We start from the raw sequence: 24,912 nt of genomic DNA, 5'->3' as shown, positions 1-24,912 counted from the left end.
CTGCCTGCACTGTCCCTTTTGAGACTTGTAACACCATTTTTCCTGCCGGGAGCAAAAAAACAATGATTACATCCTCATCCACGCTACAAGAGTCGAGCACGCTCTCCGGGGTTTCCTGGGGGGCGATTTTTGCTGGGGCGGCGGCGGCGGCTGCACTGTCGCTGATCCTGGTACTGCTGGGCTTCGGCCTGGGCTTTTCGGCAGTGTCGCCGTGGGCTGACAGCGGCATCAGCGCCAAGGGCCTTGGCGTTTCCACGATTATCTGGTTGGCCTTTACCCAGCTCGTCGCATCCGGGCTAGGCGGCTACATCGCCGGCCGGTTGCGTGTGAAGTGGGCGAATATGCACGGCGATGAGGTGTACTTTCGCGACACCGCCCATGGCTTCCTGGCCTGGGCAGTTGCCACGCTGATTACCGCAGTACTGGTGGTCGGCTCGGTCGGCAGTGTGGTGAGCGGTGGCGTGAAAGCCGGTGCCAGCGTTGCAGCCGGCGCGGCCAGTGGCATGACCCAGGCCGCCGGCAGTGCAGCCAAGGGTGTCAGCGGCGGTGATTTCGACTACTACGTCGACAGCCTGTTTCGCGATGATCGCCCGGTGGCCGTCGGTGACGACGCTGCACATGGCGTGGTCGCCCGCATCTTCACCCGCACCCTGAGCAACGACGGCCAACTGGCCGCTGAAGACCGTGCTTACCTGGCCCAGTTGATCAGCCAGCGCACCAACCTCAGCCAGGCTGATGCCGAGGCGCGTATCGACAAGGTCTACGGCGACGCCCGTAAAGCCGTTGAAGACGCCAAGCTCAAAGCCAAGCAAGCCGCCGATACCGCTGCGAAAGTCGCTGCCTATACGTCGCTGTGGACCTTCATTGCCCTGCTGATCGGTGCCTTTTTCGCCAGTTTCGCTGCAACTTATGGTGGTCGTCGTCGCGATGCCGTGGTGTATGTCGAAACCGAACACTTCGCCCGTTAATTAATTCAAGGAGAACATCATGCGCTCATTACTTCTGTGGTTCCTCGGCATTCCCATCCCGATCATTATCCTGATTGCGATCTTCATGTAATTTTGCTATCGCCTTATCCAAGCCGCGCCTGACCAACAGGCGCGGCTTTTTGCTGTAATGCCAGCCATCACGCGCAGCGTGGCCGAGCGCGCGCAGATCCCGTCGCGCAGGTGGCGTAAGCGCGGTCAGTCGTCAAACCCAACCTGCTCGTGTATCTCGTCCACCTTCAACTCCAAACGATACGCCACCGCAATAAACAACGCCTGGCACAGGCACAACGTGGCGCTTAACGAACGAAACGCAAACGACGAGCCCTCATTTACCAGCAACACCGCGTTCGCCCGTTTGGCCAGGGGCGACAAGTTACTGTCGGTGATAATCAACGTTTTGGCCTGATGAAGCTGGGCAATCCGCAGGCAATGCTGGGTCTCTTTGCCGTAGGGCGTAAAGCTGATTGCAATCACCAGGTCATTGGCGCGCACGCTGCGCATCTGCTCGCGGTAGCTGCCGCCCAGGCCCGAGATAAGGTGGATGCGTTTGTTGGTGTGCTGCAGGTTGTAGACCAGGTAATCGGCCACCGCAAACGAGCGGCGCACGCCGACCACGTAGATGTTGTCGGCGTTGACCACCAGGTCCACGGCCTTGTCGAACGCCACGTCATCGAGTTCCAGCCCCAGGCGCTCGATGCCCGACAGGGTCGCGTTGACGCACTCACGCGCCAGGTCGCCGCCGCTGGCCTTCTGCGACTTGTTGGCGATCATGCTGCGGATGCGCTGCTGGTAGTTCTGCACCGGGGTGGTCTTGTGGGTGTAGGCCTCGCGAAACAGCGCCTGCATCTCACTGAACCCGCTGAAACCGAAACGCTGGGAAAACCGCACGATGGCCGACGGGTGCACTTCGCACTCGCGAGCGATATCGCTGATACGGTCGACCATGATCCGGTCGCTTTGCTGGCTCATGTAGCTGGCGATGCGTTTGAGTTGGCGTGGCAGGCTTTCGTATTCGTCGGTGATCAGCTGCAACAGGCGTTCGGCATTGATCGGAGGGCTGGCGGGAGTTTCTTCCAGGGCGGGCTCGTGATCGGTGCGGGACATGGGCAATCCTTCTAACGGTTCTTCTGATGCGCTGATGAGTGGCGCAAGTCTACAGGGTAGGCGCAAAAAAATACCTGCGCATCACGGCAGCCGTGGCCTGCTGAAACGATGCAGTCTCGCTGGGCTGCCCCTGCGCAAGCCTAATGGAAAAAATATTCCAAAGAAAAAATATCTAGAATAAATATTGATTGGCGTCGACGGACGTTCTAGTCTGCTCCCACCAAGAGCGTTTGCCGCCACCACGACGGCACAGCGCAGGCTGATAAAAATAACAGGAGCCAGCATGGGCCAGACTCGTTTTGCCAGTGGGCGTCAATTGGATCTGATTTGCCTCGGGCGCCTGGGCGTCGACCTCTATGCACAGCAAGTCGGTGCGCGGCTTGAGGATGTGTCCAGCTTTGCCAAATACCTCGGCGGTTCTTCTGCCAATATCGCCTTTGGCACCGCACGGTTGGGCCTCAAGTCGGCGATGCTGAGCCGGGTGGGTGATGACCACATGGGCCGTTTCCTACTGGAATCCCTGGCCCGCGAAGGTTGCGATGTCAGCGCCATCAAGGTCGACCCTGAGCGCCTGACCGCTTTGGTGCTGCTCGGCCTCAAGGACCGCGAAACCTTCCCCCTGGTGTTCTACCGCGAAAACTGCGCCGACATGGCCCTGCGCGCCGAAGACATCAGTGAATCTTTTATTGCCTCCAGCAAGGCGCTGCTGATCACCGGCACGCATTTCTCCACCGATGGCGTGTACAAGGCCAGTATCCAGGCCCTGGACTACGCGGCCAAGCACAACGTCAAGCGCGTGCTGGATATCGACTACCGCCCAGTGCTGTGGGGCCTGGCGGGCAAGGCGGATGGCGAGACGCGGTTTGTCGCCGACCAGAACGTCAGCCAGCATGTGCAGAAAATCCTGCCGCGCTTCGACTTGATCGTCGGTACCGAAGAAGAATTCCTCATCGCGGGTGGCAGTGAAGATTTGCTCACCGCACTGCGTAAAGTCCGCGAGCTGACCCCGGCGACCCTGGTGGTCAAGCTCGGCCCGCAGGGTTGCACGGTGATTCACGGCGCCATCCCCGTGCGACTGGAAGACGGCGCCATCTACCCCGGTGTGCGCGTTGAAGTGCTCAACGTGCTCGGTGCTGGCGATGCCTTTATGTCGGGCTTCCTCAGTGGCTGGATCAATGACGCCAGCGATGAGCGTTGCAGCCAGTTGGCCAATGCCTGCGGCGGTCTTGTGGTATCGCGTCACGCCTGCGCGCCGGCCATGCCCACGCCCGCCGAGCTTGAGTACCTGTTCAACAGCCCGGTGCCGATCACCCGGCCGGATCAAGACGTGACCCTGCAACGCCTGCACCGCGTCTCGGTGCCGCGCAAGGCCTGGAAGCAACTGTTTGTGTTTGCTTTCGACCACCGTTGGCAGTTGGTGGACCTGGCGCAAAAAGGTGGCCAGGACCCAACGCGCATCAGCGATATCAAGCAGCTGTTTATCCAGGCCATCGAACGCGTCGAGAACAAGCTCGCCGAGCAAGGCATAAATGCCGATGTGGGCCTGCTGGCCGACCAACGCTTCGGCCAGGACGCTCTTAATACGGCCAGCGGCCGTGGCTGGTGGATCGCGCGTCCGGTGGAAGTGCAGAACTCGCGTCCACTGGCGTTCGAGCACGGCCGCTCGATTGGCAGCAACCTGATCGCCTGGCCCCAGGAGCAAATCATCAAATGCCTGGTGCAATTTCACCCCGACGACGAGCCGTTGCTGCGCCTGGAACAGGAAGCGCAACTCAAGGCGGTGTACGAAGCTTCACTGGTCAGTGGCCATGAACTGCTGCTGGAAGTCATCCCGCCGAAGGATCACCCGTCCACTTACCCGGATGTGCTCTATCGCAGCCTCAAGCGCTTGTACAACCTGGGTATCTATCCGGCGTGGTGGAAGATTGAGGCGCAGTCGGCCGAGGACTGGAAGAAACTCGACGAACTGATCCAGGACCGCGACCCGTACTGCCGTGGCGTGGTGCTGCTGGGCCTGAATGCCTCGGCTGAGTGCCTCGCCGATGGCTTCCAGCAAGCCAGCCAGAGTACGACGTGCCGAGGCTTTGCCGTGGGCCGCACAATCTTCCAGGAGCCGAGCCGGGCGTGGATGGCGGGGGAGATTGATGATGAAACCCTGATCCAGCAAGCCCAGGCCACGTTCGAACAGCTGATCAATGCCTGGCGAAGTGCCCGAACCTAAACCCGTTTTCCAACTTGAAATGCAATCAAATGTGGGAGCTGGCTTGCCTGCGATGCTGGCAACTCGGCCTATCAGGTACACCGAGTTGATGCCATCTCAGGCAAGCCAGCTCCCACATAAAGCAGATCTCATGCAACTTTGAAGAACAATAAAAGGTGCAGCCATGCCCGCAATCCGAATTGGCATCAACCCGATTTCCTGGAGCAACGACGACCTCCCCGCCCTGGGCGGCGAAACGCCCCTGAGCACCGCCTTGAGCGAAGGCCAGGAAATCGGTTACGAAGGCTTCGAACTCAACGGAAAGTTCCCCAAAGACGCCAAAGGCGTCGGCGATGTGCTGCGCCCTTATGACCTGGCACTGGTCTCCGGCTGGTACTCCAGCCGGCTGGCCCGGCGTTCAGTGGCCGAAGAAATCGAGGCCATCGCCGGCCATGTCGAGTTGCTCAAGCAAAACGGCGCCAATGTATTGGTCTACGGCGAAGTCGCCGATTCGATCCAGGGCTCGCGCATCCGCTTGATCGAGCGCCCGCGCTTTCACAGCGAACAGGCCTGGCAGGATTACGCCGACAAGCTCACCGAACTGGCGCGTTTCACCCTGTCCCAAGGCGTGCGCCTGGCGTACCACCACCATATGGGCGCCTACGTCGAATCCGCGGAAGACATCGACCAGTTGATGAAACGAACAGGCCCGGAAGTCGGCCTGCTGTTCGATTCGGGCCACTGCTACATGGGCGGCGGCGAACCACTGGAGGTACTGCGTAAACACATCGACCGCATCTGCCACGTGCATTTCAAGGACGTGCGCAAGCCTGTGGTGCAACTGGCGCGTAACCAGATGTGGAGTTTTCCCGACTGCATCGTCAACGGCACCTTCACCGTGCCCGGCGACGGTGATATCGACTTCGCCGAATTGCTCGATGAGTTGCTGGCCGCGAACTATGAAGGCTGGCTGGTCGTGGAAGCCGAGCAGGACCCGGCTGTGGCGCCCAGCTATATCTATGCGAAGAAAGGTTACGACACCCTACGTACTCTGCTGAATGATGCCCTGCTGAATGAGAGGACTGCAAAATGAGCTTGTTGGTCAAGAGCAGCAAACACGGACAAACCCTGGTCGCGCTGGAAGCAGGGCGCCTGGAGTACGTAGGCTTTTCCGCTTACCGGCTGAGCCTGGGCGAAACCCTGCCGGTCAGCGCCGGTGATAAGGAATTGTGCCTGGTGCTGCTCAGCGGTCACGTGAACATTGAAGGCGAAGGGTTCAACTGGCAGAACCTGGGTGATCGCCAATCCGTGTTTGAAGACAAATCGCCGTTCGCCGCTTACCTGCCACCGGGCACCGATGCCCAGGTCACCGCCTTGAGCGATGTACAGATTGCCGTCTGCGCCGCGCCGGGTGCGGACGGCTACGAACCTCGCCTGATCCGCCCGGAGAACTGCAAACGCAGCGTGCGCGGCAAAGGCGCCAACACCCGCTACGTGTGCGACATCCTGCCCGACAGCGAGCCGGCCCATTCGCTGCTGGTGGTGGAGGTACGCACGCCGTCCGGGCATTCGTCGAGCTACCCGCCGCACAAACACGACACCGACGACCTGCCGCACCAGAGCTTTCTTGAAGAGACCTACTACCACCAGATCAACCCGCCCCAGGGCTTTGTGTTCCAGCGCGTCTACACCGACGATCGCAGCATTGACCAGGCCATGGCCGTGGAAAACAGCGACCTGGTGGTGGTGCCCAAGGGCTATCACCCGGTCAGCGTGCCGTATGGCTATGAATCGTATTACCTGAACGTGATGGCCGGCCCCAAGCGCGCCTGGCATTTCCATAACGATCCGCAGCACAGTTGGCTGCTGGACCTCTAAGCGGTTTTGGACGGAGAACAACAACAATGAAGTCGCCTTTACGTTTTGCCCTTAACCGCATGGTCGCCCCCACCCTGTCCCTGCCGGACTTCATCCAGTTGGCCGCAGCGCTCAAGTGCGATGCCATCGAGATCCGCAATGACCTTGCGGACAAGCAAATCGAATTCGGCACCCCGGCCAGCCGCGTGCGCGAGTTGTGCGTAGCGCAGGGCATCCAGGTGCTGTCGATCAACGCGCTGTACCCCTTTGACGTGTGGAACGAGGAGCGTCGCGCCCAAGCGATCCAGCTCGCCACCTATGCCCGCGAGTGCGGCGCCCAGGGCCTGGTGATGTGCCCGTTCAACGAGCGAGGCGATACGCGCAACGAAGCGCAGCGTGCCGCCGGCTTGCGCACGGCCTTGAGCGAGCTGGCGCCGATTCTGCGCGAATACGCGATTCTCGGTTTTATCGAACCCCTGGGCTTTGAGGAATGTGCCCTGCGCCGCAAGTGCGTGGCGGTGGATGCGATCCAGTCCATTGGCGGCCTGGACGTGTTTCGCCTGGTGCACGATACCTTCCATCATCACTTGGCCAGCGAACATGAGTTCTTTCCGGAATTGACCGGGCTGGTGCATATCTCGGGTGTGGAAGATGCCGAGGCGCCGCTCGATTCGATTCGTGACGGCCACCGCGTGTTGGTGGGCGAGGGTGACATCCTTGGCAACGCGGCGCAGATCGATACGCTGCTCAGTACTGGATACAGCGGCTATTTGTCGTTCGAGCCATTTGCCGAGAGCGTGCATGCGTTGGTGGATATCCAGCAGGCGTTGGGCGCGAGCATCGCCCATTTGAACCAATCTCTGGTTCAACGCTGAACCCAATGTGGGAGCTGGCTTGTCGGGTCGCCGCATCGCTGCGATAGCGGTTTATCAGATACAGATTCATTGCCTGACACACCGCATTCGCGAGCAAGCCCGCTCCCACATGGGATCACTGTTGATCGACAGATTTGCATTCATTCAAGGTGCGAACATGACCACAACAAGATTGACCATGGCCCAGGCCCTGGTGAAGTTCCTGGATAACCAGTACATCGAAGTCGATGGCGTGCAGAGCAAGTTCGTCGCCGGGGTATTCACGATTTTCGGCCACGGCAACGTGTTGGGCCTGGGCCAGGCCCTGGAGCAAGGCAGCGGTGACCTGGTGGTGCATCAGGGCCGCAACGAACAGGGCATGGCCCACGCCGCCATCGGTTTTGCCAAGCAGCACCTGCGCCGCAAGATCTACGCGTGCACAGCTTCTGTGGGCCCCGGCGCTGCCAACATGCTCACCGCCGCCGCGACGGCGACCGCCAACCGTATCCCGTTGTTGCTGTTGCCTGGAGATGTGTATGCCAGTCGCCAGCCCGACCCGGTGTTGCAACAGATCGAGCAGTTCCATGACCTGAGTATCAGCACCAACGATGCCTTCCGCTCCGTGAGCAAATACTGGGACCGCATCAACCGCCCCGAGCAGTTGATGACTGCTGCAATCCACGCCATGCGCGTGCTTACCGATCCGGCTGAAACCGGTGCCGTGACCCTGGCGTTGCCCCAGGACGTGCAGGCCGAGGCCTGGGACTATCCAGATTATTTCCTGCAAAAACGCGTGCACCGTATCGAACGTCGTCCGGCCACCGCCGCGATGATCGCTGATGCGCTGGCGGCTTTTCGCGGCAAGCGCAAGCCGCTGATCATCTGCGGTGGCGGCGTGAAGTATTCCGGTGCCAATGCCGCACTGCAGGCCTTTGCCGAACGGTTTGATATCCCCTTCGCCGAAACCCAGGCGGGCAAGAGCGCTGTGGTCTCCAGCCATCCGCTGAACGTCGGCGGGATCGGTGAAACCGGCTGTCTGGCGGCGAACCTGCTGGCGCCCGAAGCAGACCTGATCATCGGTGTCGGCACGCGCTATACCGACTTCACCACCTCGTCCAAATCACTGTTCAAGCACGCCGAGGTGAAGTTTCTCAACCTCAATATCAGCCCCTGCGACGCCTTGAAACTGGACGGCGTGCAGGTGTTGGCTGACGCGCAAGTCGCCCTTGAAGCATTGGCCGTTGCCCTGGGCGATTATCGTTCGGGCTGGGACGAGCAGATCCGCGACGCCAAGGCGCAGTTGGACGCCGAAGTGGACCGTGTGCATCAGGTGGAATATGACGGTGACGGCTTCGTGCCTGAGGTCGACGACCACCTGGACCGCGCGGTGCTGCGTGAATTTATCGAGCTGACCGGCTCGTGCCTGACCCAAAGCCGCGTACTCGGCGTGCTCAACGAAACCCTGGCCGACGACGCCATTATCGTCGCCGCCGCCGGCAGCCTGCCCGGTGACCTGCAGCGCGCCTGGCGCAGCAAGGGCGTCAACACCTATCACGTTGAGTACGGTTATTCGTGCATGGGCTATGAGATCAACGCTGCTCTCGGTGTAAAGCTCGCCGAGCCAACAAAAGAGGTCTACGCCCTCGTCGGCGATGGCTCCTACATGATGCTGCATTCGGAACTGGCCACCTCGATCCAGGAGCGCCGCAAGATCAACGTGGTGCTGCTCGACAACATGGCTTTCGGCTGCATCAACAACCTGCAGATCGGCAATGGCATGGACAGCTTCGGCACCGAGTTCCGCTACCGCAACCCCGAGAGCGGCAAGCTCGACGGCGGCCTGGTGCCGGTGGATTTCGCCATGAGCGCGGCGGCCTATGGCTGCAAGACCTACAAGGTCAGCACCATGGAGCAGCTCGAAGCGGCGCTGGCCGATGCACGCACTCAAACGGTTTCTACGCTGATCGATATCAAGGTGCTGCCCAAGACCATGATCCACGGTTACCTGTCGTGGTGGCGGGTGGGTGTGGCGCAGGTCTCCACCAGCGAGCGCACAAATGCCGCCGCAAAAAAACTCAATGAATACCTGGCGAAGGCCCGGCAGTACTAATAACAAGAGGAGTTGTGTATGTCTTTGAAGCTTGGAGTCATCGGTACTGGCGCTATCGGCCGTGACCATATTCGTCGTTGCAGCCAGACCTTGCTCAACAGCCAGGTAGTGGCGGTAACCGACATCAATCTTGAGCAAGCCGCCAAGGTTGTCGCAGAGTTGAAGCTGGATGCCGAGGTGTACGCCGACGGCCATGCGCTGATCAATTCACCACAGGTCGAGGCCATTCTGGTCACTTCCTGGGGGCCGAGCCACGAAGCGTTCGTGCTCGCCGCCATCGCCGCCGGCAAACCGGTGTTCTGCGAAAAACCCTTGGCCGTGACGGCTGAAGGCTGCCGCAAGATCGTCGACGCCGAGGTGGCCTTCGGCAAGCGCCTGGTGCAAGTGGGCTTCATGCGCCCCTACGACGAGGGTTATCGCGCATTGAAAGCCGTGATCGACAGCGGCCAGATCGGCGAACCCCTGATGCTGCACTGCGCGCACCGCAACCCGACGGTGGGCGAGAACTACAAGACCGACATGGCGATCACCGACACCTTGATCCACGAACTGGATGTGTTGCGTTGGCTGCTCAACGACGACTACGTCTCGGTGCAAGTGGTGTTCCCACGCAAATCCAGCAAGGCCCTGGCCCACCTGCGCGACCCGCAGATCGTGCTGCTGGAAACCGCCAGGGGCACGCGTATCGATGTCGAAGTGTTCGTGAACTGCCAGTACGGGTATGACATCCAGTGCGAAGTGGTGGGGGAGACCGGTATCGCCAAGCTGCCGGAGCCGTCCCAGGTGCAAATGCGCAGTGGCGCGAAGTTGTCCAATGCGATTCTGATGGACTGGAAGGATCGGTTTATTGGTGCCTATGACGTGGAGTTGCAGGCGTTTATCGACAGCGTACGCGCCGGGCAGGTCGGCGGGCCGTCGGCGTGGGATGGTTTTGCGGCGGCGGTGGCGGCGGATGCGTGTATTGAAGCGCAGAATAGCGAGCAGATTGTGAAGGTGAGCTTGCCGCAGCGTCCGCACTTCTACGGCTGACCGCGATCCCACAGATGGAATGCAGTCAGTGTGGGAGCGAGCAAGCCCGCTCCCACATTTGAATTGGGTTTCCACTTCAAGTAAGGAGTGTATGCATGCGAATCGGTCTAGTCGGCTACGGCCATGGAGGGCGCTTCTTTCATGCGCCGCTGATTGCAACCCTGCCAGGCGCGACGTTCGTCGGCGTGGTGACTCGCTCACCCGAACGCCGCCAGCAACTGGCAACCGACCACCCTGGTGTCAGGGCTTTTGACAACATCGGCCAAATCGTCGAAGCCGGCGTCGACGCCTTGGTCATCTCCACCACCCTTAAAGGCCGCCCAGCCCTGGTGCTGGAAGCCATCGAACACGGTGTAACCGTGGTCAGCGACAAGCCCTTCGCCGCCAACGCCGAACAGGCCCAGGCGCTGATCACCGCGGCCGAACGCCAAGGCTCGCTGCTCAGCGTCTACCAGAACCGGCGCTGGGACTCGGATTACCTGACCCTGCGCAAACTCATCGACGGCGGCGCCTTGGGCAAGATCACTCGTTTCGAATCCCGCGTGGAACGCTACAGCCCGCAAGCCGTAGGTAACGCCAGCGGCGGTGGTTGGCTGCGCGACCTGGGCAGCCACGTGGTCGACCAGGCCCTGCAACTGTTCGGCCCGGTAGATCGGGTGTTCGCGCAACTGCAATACACCGCCGAACACCCTACTGTGGACCACGGTTTTTTTGTGTCCCTGACCCACGCCAACGGTGTGATTTCACATCTGTGGGGCAATGCCCTGCAAAACAGCCAGGCGCCGCGCTTTCGCGTCAGTGGCACCTCTGGCTGCTACACCGTCGAAGGCTTGGACGGCCAGGAAGAAGCGCTGATGGCCGGCAAGTCGCCGAAGACCGAAGGTGAGCATTGGGGCGCTGAAGAACACCGCCGCTGGGGCTGGTTCGAACAAGGCCCGGACCGCGAGCGGGTGCCGTCGGAAAAGGGCTGTTGGATGCAGTTCTATCGACAGTTGCAATTGGCCGTGCAAGGGCAGGGGCCGCTGCCGGTGGATGCCTATGATGCGCTGGAAACCACCCGTATATTGGACGCTGCACGCCTGAGCGCCGAGCGCCAGCAGGTGGTCTCAACAAAAATAGAATAAAATTCTAAAACAGGTTGATATGGAAAATTTTTTCCAATAAAGTCTTTTCCAGGTTGCAAATAGTACGTTCGGACTCGATCTGCACGACTCAACAAAAACAAGATCAAAAACAACCAGGTACCGTCAGATGAAAATCTTCAACGCTGTACTGCGAGTTTTACGCCCTGTCCTAGCGCCACGCGGTCTGCCCCGCGGCCGGCCGTTCTACTTCTCCTTCCTTAATGTGCTCTGCGTCGAAAACAAGGGCGCGCTGGTCTGCTGCATTCCAGGCGCACCGCTGGTTCGACTGCCCCATTCGCAAGCCCCGCTCTGATCAACGTAACGTCCAACAAAACCAACAATAATGTGGAGACAGACCGTTCATGAAGACCCCGATCCGTTTTACCGCGCTGGCCTTGTCCATGATGCTGGCGAGTGGTTTTGCCAGTGCCGCCGATATCAAGGTGGGCGTGAGCATGTCCGCCTTCGATGACACCTTCCTGACCTACCTGCGCGAGGACATGGACAAGCAAGCCAAGTCCTACCCCGAGGGTGACGGCGTGCAATTACAGTTCGAAGACGCGCGTGCCGACGTGGTCAAGCAGTTGAGCCAGATCGAGAATTTTATCAGCCAGAAAGTCGATGCCATCATCGTCAACCCGGTGGATACCGCTTCGACCAAGAACATCATCAATGCCGCCACCAAGGCGGGCATTCCGCTGGTGTTCGTCAACCGCCGTCCTGACCAGAAAGATTTGCCCAAGGGTGTCGCCGTGGTGGTCTCCGATGACACCGAGGCCGGCCGCCTGCAAATGCAATACATCGCTGAAAAGCTCGGCGGCAAAGGCAAGATTGTGATCTTGCTGGGTGACCTGGCGAACAACGCCACCACCAACCGCACCAAGGGCGTGAAGGAAGTCCTGGCCAAGTACCCGGACATCAAGATCGAGCAGGAACAGACCGGCATCTGGCTGCGCGACAAGGGCATGACCCTGGTCAACGACTGGCTGACCCAAGGCCGCGAATTCAACGCGGTGCTGGCCAACAACGATGAGATGGCGATTGGCGCGTCCATGGCCCTGAAGTCGGCGGGTATCAAGCCGGGCAGCGTGTTGATCGCGGGTGTCGACGGTACGCCGGACGGTTTGAACGCGATCACCAAGGGTGATATGGCGGCATCGGCGTTCCAGGACGCCAAGGGTCAGGCGGTGGGCTCGGTGGAAGCGGCGCGCAAGATGGTCAAGAAGGAGCCGGTCGAGCAGAACGTGATCATCCCGTTCCAACTGATCACGCCGGACAACGTCGCCCAGTTCAAGTAGCCCTGACATAACAACAATAAGCCGGCAGGGCGGTCGTGCCCGCCTTGCCGATGGAGTACCTTTCTATGCTCGCTCAAGCCGTTGTCTCGCAGCCTCCCGGTATCCAACCCCAGCTGTTGGAAGAACCCTACCTGCTGGAAATCGTGAATATCAGCAAAGGCTTTCCCGGTGTCGTGGCCCTGGCCGATGTACAGCTGCGCGTGCGCCCCGGTACCGTACTGGCGCTGATGGGCGAGAACGGAGCAGGCAAGTCGACGTTGATGAAAATCATCGCTGGCATCTACCAGCCCGACGCCGGAGAAATTCGCCTGCGCGGCAAACCGATCGTGTTTGAAACACCCCTGGCGGCTCAGAAGGCCGGGATCGCGATGATCCACCAGGAACTCAACCTGATGCCGCACATGAGCATCGCCGAGAATATCTGGATCGGCCGCGAGCAGCTCAACAGCCTGCACATGGTCAACCACCGCGAAATGCACCGTTGCACCGCCGAGTTGCTGGCGCGCTTGCGCATCAACCTCGACCCCGAGGAACAGGTGGGCAACCTGAGCATCGCCGAGCGACAGATGGTCGAGATTGCCAAGGCCGTGTCCTACGACTCCGACATCCTGATCATGGATGAACCGACATCGGCCATTACCGACAAGGAAGTGGCCCACTTGTTTTCGATCATTGCCGACCTCAAGTCCCAGGGCAAAGGCATCGTCTACATCACCCATAAAATGAATGAAGTATTCGCCATCGCCGATGAAGTGGCGGTGTTCCGCGACGGCCAGTACGTAGGCCTGCAACGCGCCGACAGCATGAACAGCGACAGCCTGATTTCGATGATGGTCGGCCGTGAGCTGAGCCAGCTGTTTCCGGTGCGCGAGACGCCCATCGGTGACCTGTTGCTGTCGGTGCGCAACTTGACGCTGGACGGCGTATTCAAGGACGTTTCGTTTGACCTGCACGCCGGCGAGATCCTCGGCATTGCCGGGTTGATGGGCTCGGGCCGCACCAACGTGGCAGAAACCATTTTTGGCATCACCCCTAGCAGCAGCGGCCAGATCAGTCTGGACGGCAAGGCGGTGCGCATTACCGATCCGCACATGGCCATTGAGAAGGGCTTTGCTCTGTTGACCGAAGACCGCAAGCTCAGTGGCCTGTTCCCCTGCCTTTCCGTGTTGGAAAACATGGAAATGGCCGTGCTGCCGCACTACTCGGGCAACGGTTTTATCCAGCAGAAGGCCCTGCGTGCGCTGTGCGAAGACATGTGCAAGAAGCTGCGGGTGAAAACCCCGTCCCTTGAGCAATGCATCGACACCTTGTCCGGCGGCAACCAGCAGAAGGCCTTGCTGGCGCGCTGGCTGATGACCAACCCGCGCCTGCTGATCCTTGATGAACCGACGCGGGGCATTGATGTGGGCGCCAAGGCGGAGATCTATCGGTTGATCTCCTTCCTCGCCAGCGAAGGCATGGCGGTGATCATGATTTCTTCCGAGCTGCCTGAAGTCCTGGGCATGAGCGACCGGGTCATGGTGATGCACGAAGGTGATTTGATGGGCACCTTGGACCGCAGCGAAGCGACCCAGGAAAAAGTCATGCAGTTGGCCTCCGGGATGACGGTAGTCCACTGACGTACAGAATAAAAAGGTGATGGGCTATGAATGCAATAACGGATAACAAACCCTCGACGGTGCCAACCAAAAGTCGTCGACGCGTGCCCACCGAGCTGAGCATCTTCCTGGTGCTGATCGGCATCGGCCTGGTGTTTGAAGTGTTCGGCTGGATCGTGCGTGACCAGAGCTTCCTGATGAACTCCCAGCGCCTGGTGCTGATGATCCTGCAAGTGTCGATCATCGGCCTGCTCGCCATCGGTGTGACCCAGGTGATCATCACCACCGGTATCGACCTGTCCTCGGGCTCAGTATTGGCATTGTCGGCGATGATCGCTGCCAGTTTGGCGCAAACCTCTGATTTTTCAAGGGCGGTATTTCCCAGTCTGACCGATTTGCCGGTGTGGATTCCGGTGGCGATGGGGCTTGGCGTCGGGCTGCTGGCAGGGGCGATCAACGGCAGTATCATTGCCGTTACCGGTATCCCGCCCTTTATTGCCACCCTCGGCATGATGGTCTCTGCCCGTGGCGTGGCGCGTTACTACACCGAAGGCCAACCGGTGAGCATGCTCTCGGACTCGTACACGGCCATCGGCCATGGCGCGATGCCAGTGATCATCTTCCTGGTGGTGGCTGTGATCTTCCATATCGCCCTGCGCTACACCAAGTACGGCAAGTACACCTACGCCATCGGCGGCAACATGCAGGCGGCGCGTACGTCGGGGATCAACGTCAAGCGCCACTTGATCATCGTCTACAGCATCGCCGGGCTCCTGGCGGGCCTGGCCGGTGTGGTGGCCTCGGCACGGGCTGCGACCGGCCAGGCCGGTATGGGCATGTCCTACGAGCTGGATGCGATTGCCGCCGCGGTGATCGGCGGCACCAGCCTGGCGGGCGGAGTAGGGCGCATCACGGGGACCGTGATCGGCGCACTGATTCTGGGGGTGATGGCCAGCGGGTTTACGTTTGTCGGGGTGGATGCGTACATCCAGGACATCATCAAGGGCCTGATCATTGTGGTGGCGGTGGTGATCGACCAATACCGCAATAAGAAGCAGCGTAAGCGTTGAGCTGCAAGCTGCAAGCTGCAAGTTTGATTAGCTTTACAGCTTGTCGCTTGCAGCTTGCAGCTTATAGCTGTTCCACGAACTTTCCTGCTATAAACGCACTCCGATAACCATTCGCCGAGCCCGTCCTGGTGCTTTTGGGGGTTATCTCGGAAAAATTGCCTGTCTTTTCAGTTGCTGTGCCCTCAAGTCGGCCTTAGACTGCCGCCCCTCGTAAATTGAGTGCCGGGTGGCGCTTGAAATGGACAGCGCCTTTCCGAGACCTGCAGAGGTCGGCCGGAACGCTCCCTTATTCGCCTTAATGCACGTATTTTTTATAGAGAAATCAATGACAAAGGAAAAGTTGCTGGCCATGCCGGCGGATGACTACATGAATGCCGAACAGCACGCTTTTTTCGAGAAGTTGCTGCAAGACATGAAAGTGGAGCACCACGAGCGCATCGAACAGAACCGTATCGCCATTGAAAGCCTGGACACCCCGGCCGACCCTGCCGACGCCGCTTCCGTTGAAGAAGAGCGCACCTGGCTGGTGAACGCCATCGACCGCGACCAGCGCATGCTGCCGCAGCTTGAGCGTGCACTGGAACGCATCAAGGAAGATTCCTTTGGCTGGTGCGATGACAGCGGCGAGCCTATTGGCCTCAAGAGGTTGCTGATCAGCCCTACCACCAAGTACTGCATCGAAGCGCAAGAGCGCCACGAGCAGATCGATAAGCACCAGCGCCAAGCCTGATGCGGTGAAGCTGGGGGGCGCTAAGCGGTCCCCCAGGGAAAGACTCGTTACACCCCCGTGTATTGATCTGTTGCAAGCTACCCCACTAAAGGCCCATGGATAATGGCCCGATAGTGGCGTTTAATGCAGCGACAATAACGATAAGCAGTGGGGTGACGAAGATGGCTGGGGATGGATCTCTGACGGGCGCAGCAGTGGCGCCGCAATCGGTAGTGCGCGGGTTGGCCGCCTGGTTGACGCAGCTTACGCAGAGCATCGCCCTGGTGCTGATACTGTTGGGACTGGCATTTGCCAGCCTTCCGCTGTACGTCTGCCTGCCACTGGCCGTGCTGGTCATCTGGCTGCCTCGCCTGACACGTCGCACACCCGTTGTTACGTCTTGCGAGGCTGTCGATGCGATGGGTGAGTTGACTCGCGACCTGTCCTATACCACCAGCCATAACGCACTCTCCGCTGCCGGCGTGGCCTATTCGGTCAAGCAACTGGCGGCTCGCTTGCAGTCTCAGTTGAGTGCAGCCAAGCAGATTGTCAGCAGTGCCGAGGTGATGATTGGCACCGAAAAGGTCACCTCCCAGCTCAGCCGCGAGGCCCTCGGGGCCGCCAGCCAGGCCCATCAACGCAGCACCGAAGGCCACGAAGTGCTGGCCCAGTCGATCACCCGCATGCACCAGCTCAGCCAGCGCGCCAATGCCAGTCGTGAACTGATCGAAGCCTTGAGCCAGCGCAGTGAGGAAATCCAGCGGGTGACCTTGGTGATCCAGTCCATCGCCAGCCAGACTAACCTGTTGGCGCTCAATGCAGCGATTGAGGCGGCGCGAGCCGGTGAGCATGGTCGGGGGTTTGCAGTCGTGGCGGATGAGGTGCGCGGGCTGGCAGGTCGTACGGCTACAGCCACTGATGAGGTTGGGGTGATGGTGGCCGATATCCAGCAACGCACGGCTCAGGTGGTGGAGCAGATTCGCCAGCTCTCGGCAGACTTGCACACGGGTGTGGAGCAAGTGGAGCGCGCCGGTGAGCAACTGCATAGCATCGCCAGCCTGGCGGCGGATGTCGAAGGCCAGGTGAATGAAATCGCCGAGGGCGCCGACACCAACCGCACCCAGCTCGACAGCCTGTTCCATGCCGTGGAACAAATGCGCAGCGACCTGGCGGTCAGCGATCAGCAAACCCGCCAACTGGCCGACGCCGCCGTGCAAATGGAAGGCCAAGCCGAAACCATCAGTGAACGCTTGGCGCAAGTCGGCCTGGATGACTATCACCAGCGTATCTACGACTTGGCCCGTGAAGGCGCCAGCCGAATTGCCGCGCAATTCGAGGCCGACGTGCTACAGAACCGCATCAGCCTGGATGACCTATTCGACCGCAGCTACACGCCGATTGCCAATACCAGCCCAAGCAAGTACCACACCCGGTTTGACGGTTATACCGATCAGGTGTTGCCGGCGATCCAGGAAGATCTGCTGCCGAGGCATGAAGGGTTGGTGTTCGCCATTGCCTGCACGCCCCAGGGCTACGTGCCGACGCACAACAAGGCGTTTTCCCAGGCATTGACCGGCGATGTGCAGGTGGATGCAGTGCAGAACCGCACCAAGCGCAAGTTTGAAGACCGCACCGGGATCCGCTGTGGCAGCCATCAACAGGCGGTTTTGTTGCAGACTTACACCCGCGATACCGGTGAGCTGATGCACGACCTATCGGTGCCGATCGTCGTCAAGGGCAGGCATTGGGGTGGTCTGCGCCTTGGCTATAGACCCGAGGCTGTGAAGCGTTAACGTGACGTGGGTTTTTCCGGAATGGGCATAGGCATCGACACATCGTTGTAATGAGCGGGACAAGCCCGCTCATTACAGGGGAATTTTCAGCCTTTGAACGTGAGTAGATATCTACCGTCAGTGCGGTTGATGCAGGCGTTGGTTCAGTTCGTCCACCGCGATCGCCCATTCGGCGTCTTCGCGCAGCTCTTCCTTGAGAAAACTTGCTTGTTGTGCGGACCAGAAAGGCGCATCGACCAATTTCACGTCGTCAGGCAAAGGGTGCGCGGCGATAAAGGCGTCGATAGCGTCTGGGGCTGAATCCAGGCCCAATTGGTCAAACAGGGTTTCAAGGGTAGGGATTGGCGCGTCCATATCGTTCTCCATGCAGGGTGGTCGTTATGCATGGGAGGGTTGTGACGCAGTAGAGTTCTATCGGATTGTCAGGAATTCAGGGCACCAGAATCTACGGCGGTTTTTAACGCTTTGGCGGCGTCCTTTGCTGCGATGGCGGCGGCGTCGACGGTTTTGAACCAGCGGTCTTTTTCGACCTGGTGGGTGGTGACAGTGGTCAGCGGTGGCTTGGCCCGCATGATGATCACTGCTTGAAACTCACCGTCTACTTCCCTTACGTCGCCATGGATGAAAAATTCGCCGATATCAAATTCCGTCACGTAGAGCCTTCCCTTGGAGATAACTGCACTGGAGAAACCTGGCCCGGGTGGGCACAAACTTCAGTGGACGGGCCAGTATGGCAGTTGTTGCGGGTCGGCGGCGCAGTTAAGTTAGCGGGCTGACGAAACGATTGCTCCGTGGGTGCGCTTACAACATGGCTTCAAGTTTCTTGGCCAGCTCACAGGCCTTGACATGGTCGCTGTGAAAGCCTTTGATTCGACCGCTGAGCACTTCGCGGATGTGGAAGAAGTTTCTGCCGGCGGGTACGACTTGGTAAAGAATTGAATCCGAGTACCCTTCAAAGCCGTTCAAGCGGTAGTATTGAGCCTCGTCCTGAGAGTATGAACGGGGGGGCGAAGACATCGCGTTGTAGGTTGATCGTTGCATGGCCTGCTCCTTTCGATCGATCCGGACGACTTGATTGCAGCGTTGTAGGTGGTTTTCATCGGTGTTGCTGTTTTAGTATTGTCGTAGGCGACCAGCGCCCGGTTCCATGGCAGTGTGTTTATTTGAGTTTGCGTGTCGGAAAACTGCATTTTTAATTGGGTTATTCTCTGAAGTTGGTCGGCCCGTATTCTCGGGCCGTTGAACCTGTGATCTCCTGTGGTGCCTGATGACCTTGCACAAGGTCCATCACGTGCGTCTGTACTAGTCTTGTGACGTGACAGCGGGATCTTCTTCAGTTTTTTTCAAAGACTGAGTGATGTGGTCGTGCCGTGAAGGCCGTTTTTTTGTGCTGTCCGCTCTGGCGGACAGCGCTCTTTTCGATGTGGGGGCGTTTCCTTGGCAGTCAGTAATCTGGATATGCACGCGTTGTTCGTGCTGGGTGATTTGCGCGCAAAGTTGGTCAAACAGTTTCAATCCCGTTTCGTTTACATCACCGAGCAGACGCCGGAAGGTATCTACATCGCCGAAATCGACACTGAGGCGGCGATGGTGGTGGACGACAAACCTCGCCTGGAACTCAAAGTCGGCGATCACTTCCGTGCGGCGGTATTGCCCAGTCGTGAGGGTGGCAAGTTCGAATTGAAGTTCCGCGACATCAAGCTGACCGTCTATGGCTTGGGCGACTACGCCTTCGTGTCCTCGGCCGAAGGCCAGGGCATCGTGTTCAAGGAAGGCCACAGCGTGATGCTAGTGTTTGCCGCCAATGAGCAACTGCAGGAAGGCCTGACCAAAACCCTCAAGGCCGTGACCGGCAAGGCTGCCAAATGGCGCAAGGGTGAGCTGGTCACGTTCAAGGCCAGTGAATAATCAGCAAAAAAGCGCGAACACCCGTTATCTCCCGGAACCTCTACTACAGTTGAGTTGACTTACTTGTTCAGAGGCTTCGCGCATACGCAGCAAAGCCTTCCGCTATTGGCTGCGATATCGCGAGGTGCTGAGGCATGAAAGGATTGAGAACGCTGTTGGCTGCGTCCCTGACGACCCTAGGGCTGTCAATGGCCACATTGCCGGTGCGCGCCGCTGAGGCGCCGATACATTTTGCCGACCTGAACTGGGAAAGCGGCAGCCTGATCACCGAAGTGCTGCGGGTAATTGTCGAGAAGGGTTACGACTTACCCACCGACACCTTGCCCGGCACTACCATCACCCTGGAAACCGCCCTGGCCAAGAACGACATCCAGGTGATCGGCGAAGAGTGGGCCGGCCGCAGCCCTGTGTGGGTCAAGGCGGAGGCCGAAGGCAAGGTGGTTGGTCTCGGGGACACGGTCAAAGGCGCAACCGAAGGCTGGTGGGTGCCGGAATACGTGGTCAAGGGTGATCCCGCCAAAGGCATCAAGCCACTGGCGCCGGACCTCAAGAGCGTAAAGGACCTGGCGCGCTACAAGGATGTGTTCAAGGACCCGGAATCCCCAGGCAAGGGCCGCTTTCTCAACAGCCCTATCGGCTGGACCTCGGAAGTGGTCAACAAACAGAAGCTCAAGGCCTACGGTCTGGATGACAGCTACGTGAACTTCCGCAGCGGCTCAGGCGCGGCACTGGATGCCGAGATTGCCTCGTCAATCCGCCGGGGCAAGCCAGTGTTGTTCTACTACTGGTCGCCGACGCCGTTGATGGGGCGCTACAAGTTGATCCAACTGGAGGAACCGCCCTTCGATGCCGAGGCCTGGAAGACCCTGACGGATGCGGATAATCCTGATCCGAAGCCCACGCGCTCGTTGGCGTCCAAGTTGAGTATCGGGGTGTCTGCGCCGTTCCAGAAGGCCCATCCGCAGATTGCGCAGTTCTTTGAGAAAGTTGAGTTTCCGATCGAGCCGCTGAATAAAGCCTTGGCGACCATGAGTGAAAATCACACAGCGCCACGAGAGGTGGCCCAGGCATTTCTCAAGGAGCATCCGCAAGTGTGGAAGGCTTGGTTGACGGAGGATGTGGCGCAGAAGGTTGAGGCGAGCCTGAAGTAACCTCGATCTCGCTGGCGAATGGAGATCAAAATGTGGGAGCGAGCAAGCCCGTTCCCACATTCGATTGCATTGCAGGTTTAGAACCTGGTTTGTACTGCCAGCTCGAAGGTTCTCGGCGCCCCAGATAATACGCCGGCGACACATGGGCAAACTCGGCATACATCTCATTCGTTAAGTTGCGCACCCGGCCCGTCACTGAGGTATGCGTGTCGACCTTATAGCGCAGGAAAGTCCCGAACAGCGTATAGGCCGGCACCGTTTGCGTATTGGTATTATCCGCATACACCTCAGCCACATACGGCGCATCCACAGCCCCTTGCCAATCCTCGGCAAAATCATAAGTCAGCCACAGGTTACCTAAGCGCGTGGGGACGTTGGTCGGTGTGTTGCCCTTGCGCGAGACCACCGCGCCACTGGCAATTTTCTCGTTGAACTCCTCGTACTCGGCATCGACCCAGGCGAAGTTGCCCTCCGCCAGCAGGCTTGGCGTGATGCGCAAGGAACTGGCCAGCTCGATGCCCCTGGATGACTGCGCGCCGACCGGGATGTTGCGGGTGGGATCCTGCGGATCGGTCACGGCAAAGTCGTTGCGCTCGATCTTGTGGGCGGCCATGGTGGCCGAGCCACGGCCGTCCAGATAGTCGAACTTGCTGCCCACTTCCCACTGCTTACCTGTCGAGACATCAAACACTTGTGTGGGGGTGCTTGGCTGCTCGGCGGCGGTGCTGTATTGCACGTACACGTTGGCCGATGGGATGAATTGATAGGTCAGGCCTGCGCGGCCGGTCACCGGTTCCCAGTTGCGTTTGAAGTGCCGAGGGTTCGCGGGATGTCGTAGAGGTCTCCAGGTTGCGGTAATCGCGTTGGCTGTCCAAGTCGTACAGGGTGTTTTTCAGGGTGGTGTTGTCGTTGATGCGGTAGTCGATGATCGAGCGCGCCCAGATCGTGCGCTGCTCGTAGCGGCCGTCGGCGACGTTGATCCCGTTGAACAGCGGGCAGGGTGTCAGCAGCCAGGACGATAGCTGGCGGTGGCGCATGGTGCTGTGGCAACACCGCCACATTCAGGTTGGAACTCCCCGCCGGGCCCATACCGCCAGTGGAACACAGCGGACAGCCAAACGCCTTGGACAGCGTGGGCAGGTTCTCCTCAGTGGAGTTGGACGGCTTGGGCGCCTGGGTGCGCGGGTCCACTGTACAGAACTGGCCGCCGATGCCATTGAGCTGCATCCCGACCATCTGCCCATGACCGATACTGCAGGCGAACACATTGAACAGGACGCAGCAATAGAACGTTCAGGCGATGATCGAACGGTCGGCACGGGTAAGTTTCATGGGGCGGCACTTTACCGTCAGCCGCCGACGAAATGCCTGCAGAAAATCTCAGGGGGGCTATCCTGATTCGGACCTTGTCAGGGAGAGCCAGTCATGAGCTTCGTAGTCGCACGATGGATTGTCGGCGTTTTTACATTCATCAGCATGGTGCATCTGTACTGGGCTGCCGGCGGCAAACTCGGCTTCTTAGCCGCCATCCCCCAACTGCCCGGAGAATTCGCCAGCGGACCCAAGCCTGCGTTCAAGCCCTCGGCGCTCGCCACGTTTCTGGTCGCCATGGGATTGGTGGCGATTGCGCTGATGGTGTGCCTGCGGGCGGGGTTGTACTTTTCGGCGGTATCCCATGGGGCGTTGCAGTGGGGGATCAGTGCGATTGCCTTGGTAATGTTTGCCAGGGCGATTGGGGATTCGGAATTGGTGGGGTTTTTCAAGAAAGTCGGCGGGTCGAGGTTTGCGAGGTTGGATACGTATTTTTATTCGCCGTTGTGTTTGGTGTTGGGGGTGGGGTTGTTGGTGGTGGCGTGGGGGTGACAGGGACTAATGCAGATTTTTTAATAAGCTAGAAGAAGAAAAAGAGACCAGTTCGGTTTTTGATCGCAAGGATGTTTAGATCGATTAATTTTCTTGTCGTAGGTGAGTTTTCGAGCGTCAGATATTTCTTGAGGATCGATAAGGTTTTGGTGAGGTCCTCAATGTTGTGGATGGCTTCGTCTCCGTAGTCGTCAATTATTTTTCCAAGCGTGGTGTTTATCGCTTCTAGTGCGCCTGACTCAAGAATTTGTTCGTGCTCTTCGCGGGTAAGAGCGACGCATTCGAGTAAAGAGTCCGGGCAGTCGTCAACATTTAATAAATACCTGCCCTCCAAGGTGAGCGGTGTGCAGATTAATTTCATTTTTTATGTGCCTTTTTATTAACGTGGTTGGTTTCATTGTATTTGCTTGCGTTTTGCCGATTTGTCCCGGACTTTGGGGGCTGTTCCGTCCCATACGGCAATGTAATTGCCGTTTGTTGAACAGGATTTTACTAATGATTTATTCTGGTCGCACGTAGTTGGTTTATTTGTTTATGGCAGTCTAGCGAGATCTAAGTCTCCTTCAAATGACATGCATGCAATCCACGCCAATGATTTCGACACAATGTAGGTATGTTGAGGGATTTCGGAAAAAACTCTGAGTGCCTTCTCTATGTGAATTAGATTTATGGAATAAGCCTCGTCACAAGCAGAGTCGCCAATGAAAATTGGATTATCGCTAGTGAGTTTTTGAATTTCTTTAGCTAGGTTTGATATCGATAAATCTGATGAGGCGAAGCCAAAGTTAAAGCTGGTTTCTAAGTTATTCCAAGCAACTTTGCTCCCCGAGAACGGTACATTTTCGTTGATCTTACTGACTAATGATGCGTGATCCTCCTCAAGGAGGATGTCAAATTTTATGTTGAACGCTTTCAAGTCGGCCACGACTTCTTCGTCAAAATAGTTCATTTTGTTGCAAACCTTTTAGTAATTTGAAATACGGTTTTTGAACTAGCATCAAAAAGGTAGTGCGGTCCCTTTTTCTTGGCAGACCAAACATTTATGTGGGCACCACTTCTTTCGTCATGTTCAACGCGATAACCGGTTTTTCCATCAATTGTCTGCATTCCTACTGGCTCTCCTATACGCGGAGGGAATTTTCCGATTGTTGGTTTCTCTGCTCGGAAGCCATTCTCAAGTAACCATTCCAACGCTTTGTTTGATGCTTGCTCGTATGTCGATGACCGGTAAGAGCCGCTGGCCTCTGGAGGCCTTTTTTCATGACTTTTATCTAGTGCTCTATCTCTTTGTCCTGGGCAATTCCCAGGGACGCACGCCAACCCTAGTGGGTCTATCCACCCCGTAGGATTGGGCACGTACTTGTACGCATTGATCCCACCCGCCAATTTCACCGGATCGGGTGTCAGGTAACGACCTAGATCCGGATTGTAGTAGCGATGGCGGTTGTAATGCAGCCCACTTTCCTGGTCAAAGTACTGGCCTTGGAAGCGCAGCGGGTTGTCGATTTTATTGATGTCGAGTCGGGTGATTTCACCGTAGGCGCGGTAATTCGCGGACCAGACAATTTCGCCATCCGGGGCGGTGAGCTCCTGTGGCGTGCCGAGCTGGTCGAGTTGGTAGTGGTAGGGCTTGGTGTCTTTTGGGCCGAAGCCTTCCAGCAGCGCCAACGGACGGAAGCTGTCGGGTTCGTAGAGGTAACTGCGGTGGCGGTCCGCGTGGTGTTCGGCGATGAGTTTGTCGCCTTGCCAGAAAAACTCGGTGGTGATGCCGTCTACGGTTTTGCTGATGCGGCGGCCGAAGGGGTCGTAGCGGTAGCTGGCGGTTTGCCCGTTGGGTTGGGTGAGGCCGATGAGGCGGTGTTGGCAGTCGTAGCGGTATTCGGTGACTAGCTGGTGGCCTTTGCCGCGACGCTCGCGGATCAGGTTGCCGAAGGCGTCGTAGTCGTAGTGGCGGTCGCCTTGGATCATTAGGCGGTTGCCGGCGACGATGTCCGGGCCGGGGCGGTCTTGCATGAGCAGGTTGCCGGCGGAGTCGTGGCCGAAACGTTCCTGCTCGCCTTGGGCGTGGTCGGCGCGGGTGAGGCGGCTTAGCGGGTCGTAGTGGTAGTGGTGTTCGCCTTTGCGGGTATCGAGGAGGCGGGTGAGGTTGCCGGATTTGTCGTAGTCGTAGTGGCGGCGGTAAACAGTGCCTTCGGCATCGGCGATGCCTTGGTTGAACAGGCGCCCTTGGTCGTCGTGTTGGTAACTGCTGAGCA

Annotated in this window: 25 protein-coding genes and 2 pseudogenes; 18 read left to right on the top strand and 9 right to left on the bottom strand. The window is 58.6% G+C overall.

Annotated features, from left to right (window positions below; genetic code table 11):
- Positions 1–62 precede the first annotated feature (62 nt).
- On the top strand, positions 63–968 hold the full coding sequence (locus AACY08_RS00135; RefSeq protein WP_339467219.1) for a hypothetical protein: 906 nt from the start codon (positions 63–65) through the stop codon (positions 966–968).
- 216 nt (positions 969–1,184) lie between these two features.
- On the opposite strand, the gene AACY08_RS00130 is transcribed toward AACY08_RS00135, so the two are convergent.
- Positions 1,185–2,093, bottom strand: coding sequence for a MurR/RpiR family transcriptional regulator (locus AACY08_RS00130; protein ID WP_339420432.1), 909 nt, complete (start codon positions 2,091–2,093; stop codon positions 1,185–1,187).
- Between AACY08_RS00130 and AACY08_RS00125 the strand changes: the two genes are divergently transcribed.
- The 14 genes from AACY08_RS00125 (at position 2,092) to AACY08_RS00060 (ending at position 17,735) form a co-directional block, all read left to right on the top strand.
- The gene (locus tag AACY08_RS00125) at positions 2,092–2,274 is read left to right on the top strand and encodes a hypothetical protein (RefSeq protein WP_339467217.1); all 183 of its coding nucleotides are present in this window, start codon (positions 2,092–2,094) and stop codon (positions 2,272–2,274) included. The two genes, AACY08_RS00130 and AACY08_RS00125, sit on opposite strands and share 2 nt — an antisense overlap.
- 102 nt (positions 2,275–2,376) lie before the next feature.
- On the top strand, positions 2,377–4,314 hold the full coding sequence (locus AACY08_RS00120; protein ID WP_339467216.1) for a bifunctional 5-dehydro-2-deoxygluconokinase/5-dehydro-2-deoxyphosphogluconate aldolase: 1,938 nt from the start codon (positions 2,377–2,379) through the stop codon (positions 4,312–4,314).
- Positions 4,315–4,477: 163 nt separating this feature from the next.
- On the top strand, positions 4,478–5,386 hold the full coding sequence (iolE, locus tag AACY08_RS00115; protein ID WP_339420435.1) for a myo-inosose-2 dehydratase: 909 nt from the start codon (positions 4,478–4,480) through the stop codon (positions 5,384–5,386).
- Positions 5,383–6,171 carry a 5-deoxy-glucuronate isomerase gene (gene iolB, locus AACY08_RS00110; protein ID WP_339467213.1) on the top strand — a complete coding sequence of 263 codons (789 nt, stop codon included), beginning with the start codon at positions 5,383–5,385 and terminating at the stop codon, positions 6,169–6,171. The genes iolE and iolB overlap by 4 nt, the downstream gene beginning before the upstream one ends.
- Before the next feature lie 26 nt (positions 6,172–6,197).
- The gene (locus AACY08_RS00105) at positions 6,198–7,025 is read left to right on the top strand and encodes a TIM barrel protein (protein WP_339467211.1); all 828 of its coding nucleotides are present in this window, start codon (positions 6,198–6,200) and stop codon (positions 7,023–7,025) included.
- Between the two features lie 157 nt (positions 7,026–7,182).
- Positions 7,183–9,114, top strand: a complete 1,932-nt coding sequence (gene iolD / locus AACY08_RS00100) for a 3D-(3,5/4)-trihydroxycyclohexane-1,2-dione acylhydrolase (decyclizing) (RefSeq protein ID WP_339467210.1) — start codon at positions 7,183–7,185, stop codon at positions 9,112–9,114.
- Between the two features lie 18 nt (positions 9,115–9,132).
- A complete protein-coding gene (locus AACY08_RS00095; protein ID WP_339420439.1) occupies positions 9,133–10,143 on the top strand; it encodes a Gfo/Idh/MocA family protein in 1,011 nt (336 codons plus the stop codon).
- A 95-nt stretch (positions 10,144–10,238) separates the two neighbouring features.
- On the top strand, positions 10,239–11,267 hold the full coding sequence (locus AACY08_RS00090; RefSeq protein WP_339467208.1) for a Gfo/Idh/MocA family protein: 1,029 nt from the start codon (positions 10,239–10,241) through the stop codon (positions 11,265–11,267).
- Between the two features lie 127 nt (positions 11,268–11,394).
- The gene (locus tag AACY08_RS00085) at positions 11,395–11,580 is read left to right on the top strand and encodes a hypothetical protein (protein WP_339467207.1); all 186 of its coding nucleotides are present in this window, start codon (positions 11,395–11,397) and stop codon (positions 11,578–11,580) included.
- A gap of 49 nt (positions 11,581–11,629) precedes the next feature.
- Entirely contained in the window at positions 11,630–12,565 is a 936-nt protein-coding gene (locus AACY08_RS00080) for a sugar ABC transporter substrate-binding protein (protein ID WP_339420442.1), read from the top strand.
- Between the two features lie 65 nt (positions 12,566–12,630).
- Positions 12,631–14,184: a sugar ABC transporter ATP-binding protein gene (locus tag AACY08_RS00075; protein WP_339467206.1), complete on the top strand. Its 1,554-nt coding sequence runs from the start codon at positions 12,631–12,633 to the stop codon at positions 14,182–14,184.
- Positions 14,185–14,210: 26 nt separating this feature from the next.
- On the top strand, positions 14,211–15,233 hold the full coding sequence (locus AACY08_RS00070) for an ABC transporter permease (RefSeq protein ID WP_339467205.1): 1,023 nt from the start codon (positions 14,211–14,213) through the stop codon (positions 15,231–15,233).
- 325 nt (positions 15,234–15,558) lie between these two features.
- Positions 15,559–15,963, top strand: a complete 405-nt coding sequence (locus AACY08_RS00065; protein WP_003191666.1) for a TraR/DksA family transcriptional regulator — start codon at positions 15,559–15,561, stop codon at positions 15,961–15,963.
- A 95-nt stretch (positions 15,964–16,058) separates the two neighbouring features.
- Positions 16,059–17,735: a methyl-accepting chemotaxis protein gene (locus AACY08_RS00060; protein WP_445262012.1), complete on the top strand. Its 1,677-nt coding sequence runs from the start codon at positions 16,059–16,061 to the stop codon at positions 17,733–17,735.
- 117 nt (positions 17,736–17,852) lie between these two features.
- Here AACY08_RS00060 and AACY08_RS00055 read toward each other — a convergent pair whose 3' ends face one another.
- From AACY08_RS00055 to AACY08_RS00045, 3 genes are all read right to left on the bottom strand, one after another.
- Positions 17,853–18,089 carry a DUF2789 domain-containing protein gene (locus AACY08_RS00055; protein WP_339467202.1) on the bottom strand — a complete coding sequence of 79 codons (237 nt, stop codon included), beginning with the start codon at positions 18,087–18,089 and terminating at the stop codon, positions 17,853–17,855.
- Between the two features lie 68 nt (positions 18,090–18,157).
- The gene (locus tag AACY08_RS00050) at positions 18,158–18,388 is read right to left on the bottom strand and encodes a hypothetical protein (protein ID WP_159961506.1); all 231 of its coding nucleotides are present in this window, start codon (positions 18,386–18,388) and stop codon (positions 18,158–18,160) included.
- Positions 18,389–18,536: 148 nt separating this feature from the next.
- Entirely contained in the window at positions 18,537–18,776 is a 240-nt protein-coding gene (locus AACY08_RS00045; RefSeq protein WP_339467201.1) for a hypothetical protein, read from the bottom strand.
- Between the two features lie 417 nt (positions 18,777–19,193).
- On the opposite strand from AACY08_RS00045, the gene AACY08_RS00040 reads away from it, so the two are divergent.
- Positions 19,194–19,643 (top strand): hypothetical protein, encoded by a 450-nt coding sequence (locus AACY08_RS00040; protein WP_050554011.1) that lies wholly within the window; start codon positions 19,194–19,196, stop codon positions 19,641–19,643.
- 134 nt (positions 19,644–19,777) lie between these two features.
- On the top strand, positions 19,778–20,794 hold the full coding sequence (locus tag AACY08_RS00035) for an ABC transporter substrate-binding protein (RefSeq protein WP_339467200.1): 1,017 nt from the start codon (positions 19,778–19,780) through the stop codon (positions 20,792–20,794).
- Positions 20,795–20,871: 77 nt separating this feature from the next.
- Here AACY08_RS00035 and AACY08_RS00030 read toward each other — a convergent pair.
- Both AACY08_RS00030 and AACY08_RS00025 read right to left on the bottom strand, forming a co-directional pair.
- Positions 20,872–21,617 (bottom strand): annotated as a pseudogene (locus AACY08_RS00030) (TonB-dependent receptor); the annotation flags it as partial.
- A 69-nt stretch (positions 21,618–21,686) separates the two neighbouring features.
- Positions 21,687–22,069 (bottom strand): annotated as a pseudogene (locus tag AACY08_RS00025) (DUF2946 family protein).
- A gap of 150 nt (positions 22,070–22,219) precedes the next feature.
- Between AACY08_RS00025 and AACY08_RS00020 the strand changes: the two are divergent.
- Positions 22,220–22,657 carry a DUF3995 domain-containing protein gene (locus AACY08_RS00020; protein WP_339420450.1) on the top strand — a complete coding sequence of 146 codons (438 nt, stop codon included), beginning with the start codon at positions 22,220–22,222 and terminating at the stop codon, positions 22,655–22,657.
- A 28-nt stretch (positions 22,658–22,685) separates the two neighbouring features.
- Here the strand turns inward: AACY08_RS00020 and AACY08_RS00015 are convergent, their stop codons facing one another.
- The 3 genes from AACY08_RS00015 to AACY08_RS00005 all read right to left on the bottom strand — a co-directional run.
- A complete protein-coding gene (locus AACY08_RS00015; RefSeq protein WP_339467199.1) occupies positions 22,686–23,018 on the bottom strand; it encodes a hypothetical protein in 333 nt (110 codons plus the stop codon).
- Between the two features lie 171 nt (positions 23,019–23,189).
- Entirely contained in the window at positions 23,190–23,606 is a 417-nt protein-coding gene (locus tag AACY08_RS00010) for a hypothetical protein (RefSeq protein WP_339467198.1), read from the bottom strand.
- The coding region (locus tag AACY08_RS00005; protein ID WP_339467196.1) for an RHS repeat-associated core domain-containing protein at positions 23,603–24,912 on the bottom strand (1,310 nt) is incomplete at its 5' end. The genes AACY08_RS00005 and AACY08_RS00010, both read right to left, overlap by 4 nt.

Source organism: Pseudomonas sp. EL_65y_Pfl1_R83, from assembly GCF_963970695.1.
In the GTDB taxonomy this organism is placed as follows: domain Bacteria; phylum Pseudomonadota; class Gammaproteobacteria; order Pseudomonadales; family Pseudomonadaceae; genus Aquipseudomonas; species Aquipseudomonas tritici.
This window is presented reverse-complemented; position numbering and strand designations above follow the sequence as displayed.

Excerpts from the sequence above, each read along its gene's own strand:
- AACY08_RS00135 (WP_339467219.1), top strand. The coding sequence starts at position 63 with ATGATTACATCCTCATCCACGCTACAAGAGTCGAGCACGCTCTCCGGG.
- AACY08_RS00125 (WP_339467217.1), top strand. The coding sequence starts at position 2,092 with ATGGGCAATCCTTCTAACGGTTCTTCTGATGCGCTGATGAGTGGCGCA.
- AACY08_RS00130 (WP_339420432.1), bottom strand. The coding sequence starts at position 2,093 with ATGTCCCGCACCGATCACGAGCCCGCCCTGGAAGAAACTCCCGCCAGC.
- AACY08_RS00120 (WP_339467216.1), top strand. The coding sequence starts at position 2,377 with ATGGGCCAGACTCGTTTTGCCAGTGGGCGTCAATTGGATCTGATTTGC.
- iolE (WP_339420435.1), top strand. The coding sequence starts at position 4,478 with ATGCCCGCAATCCGAATTGGCATCAACCCGATTTCCTGGAGCAACGAC.
- iolB (WP_339467213.1), top strand. The coding sequence starts at position 5,383 with ATGAGCTTGTTGGTCAAGAGCAGCAAACACGGACAAACCCTGGTCGCG.
- AACY08_RS00105 (WP_339467211.1), top strand. The coding sequence starts at position 6,198 with ATGAAGTCGCCTTTACGTTTTGCCCTTAACCGCATGGTCGCCCCCACC.
- iolD (WP_339467210.1), top strand. The coding sequence starts at position 7,183 with ATGACCACAACAAGATTGACCATGGCCCAGGCCCTGGTGAAGTTCCTG.
- AACY08_RS00095 (WP_339420439.1), top strand. The coding sequence starts at position 9,133 with ATGTCTTTGAAGCTTGGAGTCATCGGTACTGGCGCTATCGGCCGTGAC.
- AACY08_RS00090 (WP_339467208.1), top strand. The coding sequence starts at position 10,239 with ATGCGAATCGGTCTAGTCGGCTACGGCCATGGAGGGCGCTTCTTTCAT.
- AACY08_RS00085 (WP_339467207.1), top strand. The coding sequence starts at position 11,395 with ATGAAAATCTTCAACGCTGTACTGCGAGTTTTACGCCCTGTCCTAGCG.
- AACY08_RS00080 (WP_339420442.1), top strand. The coding sequence starts at position 11,630 with ATGAAGACCCCGATCCGTTTTACCGCGCTGGCCTTGTCCATGATGCTG.
- AACY08_RS00075 (WP_339467206.1), top strand. The coding sequence starts at position 12,631 with ATGCTCGCTCAAGCCGTTGTCTCGCAGCCTCCCGGTATCCAACCCCAG.
- AACY08_RS00070 (WP_339467205.1), top strand. The coding sequence starts at position 14,211 with ATGAATGCAATAACGGATAACAAACCCTCGACGGTGCCAACCAAAAGT.
- AACY08_RS00065 (WP_003191666.1), top strand. The coding sequence starts at position 15,559 with ATGACAAAGGAAAAGTTGCTGGCCATGCCGGCGGATGACTACATGAAT.
- AACY08_RS00060 (WP_445262012.1), top strand. The coding sequence starts at position 16,059 with ATGGATAATGGCCCGATAGTGGCGTTTAATGCAGCGACAATAACGATA.
- AACY08_RS00055 (WP_339467202.1), bottom strand. The coding sequence starts at position 18,089 with ATGGACGCGCCAATCCCTACCCTTGAAACCCTGTTTGACCAATTGGGC.
- AACY08_RS00045 (WP_339467201.1), bottom strand. The coding sequence starts at position 18,776 with ATGCAACGATCAACCTACAACGCGATGTCTTCGCCCCCCCGTTCATAC.
- AACY08_RS00040 (WP_050554011.1), top strand. The coding sequence starts at position 19,194 with ATGCACGCGTTGTTCGTGCTGGGTGATTTGCGCGCAAAGTTGGTCAAA.
- AACY08_RS00035 (WP_339467200.1), top strand. The coding sequence starts at position 19,778 with ATGAAAGGATTGAGAACGCTGTTGGCTGCGTCCCTGACGACCCTAGGG.
- AACY08_RS00020 (WP_339420450.1), top strand. The coding sequence starts at position 22,220 with ATGAGCTTCGTAGTCGCACGATGGATTGTCGGCGTTTTTACATTCATC.
- AACY08_RS00015 (WP_339467199.1), bottom strand. The coding sequence starts at position 23,018 with ATGAAATTAATCTGCACACCGCTCACCTTGGAGGGCAGGTATTTATTA.
- AACY08_RS00010 (WP_339467198.1), bottom strand. The coding sequence starts at position 23,606 with ATGAACTATTTTGACGAAGAAGTCGTGGCCGACTTGAAAGCGTTCAAC.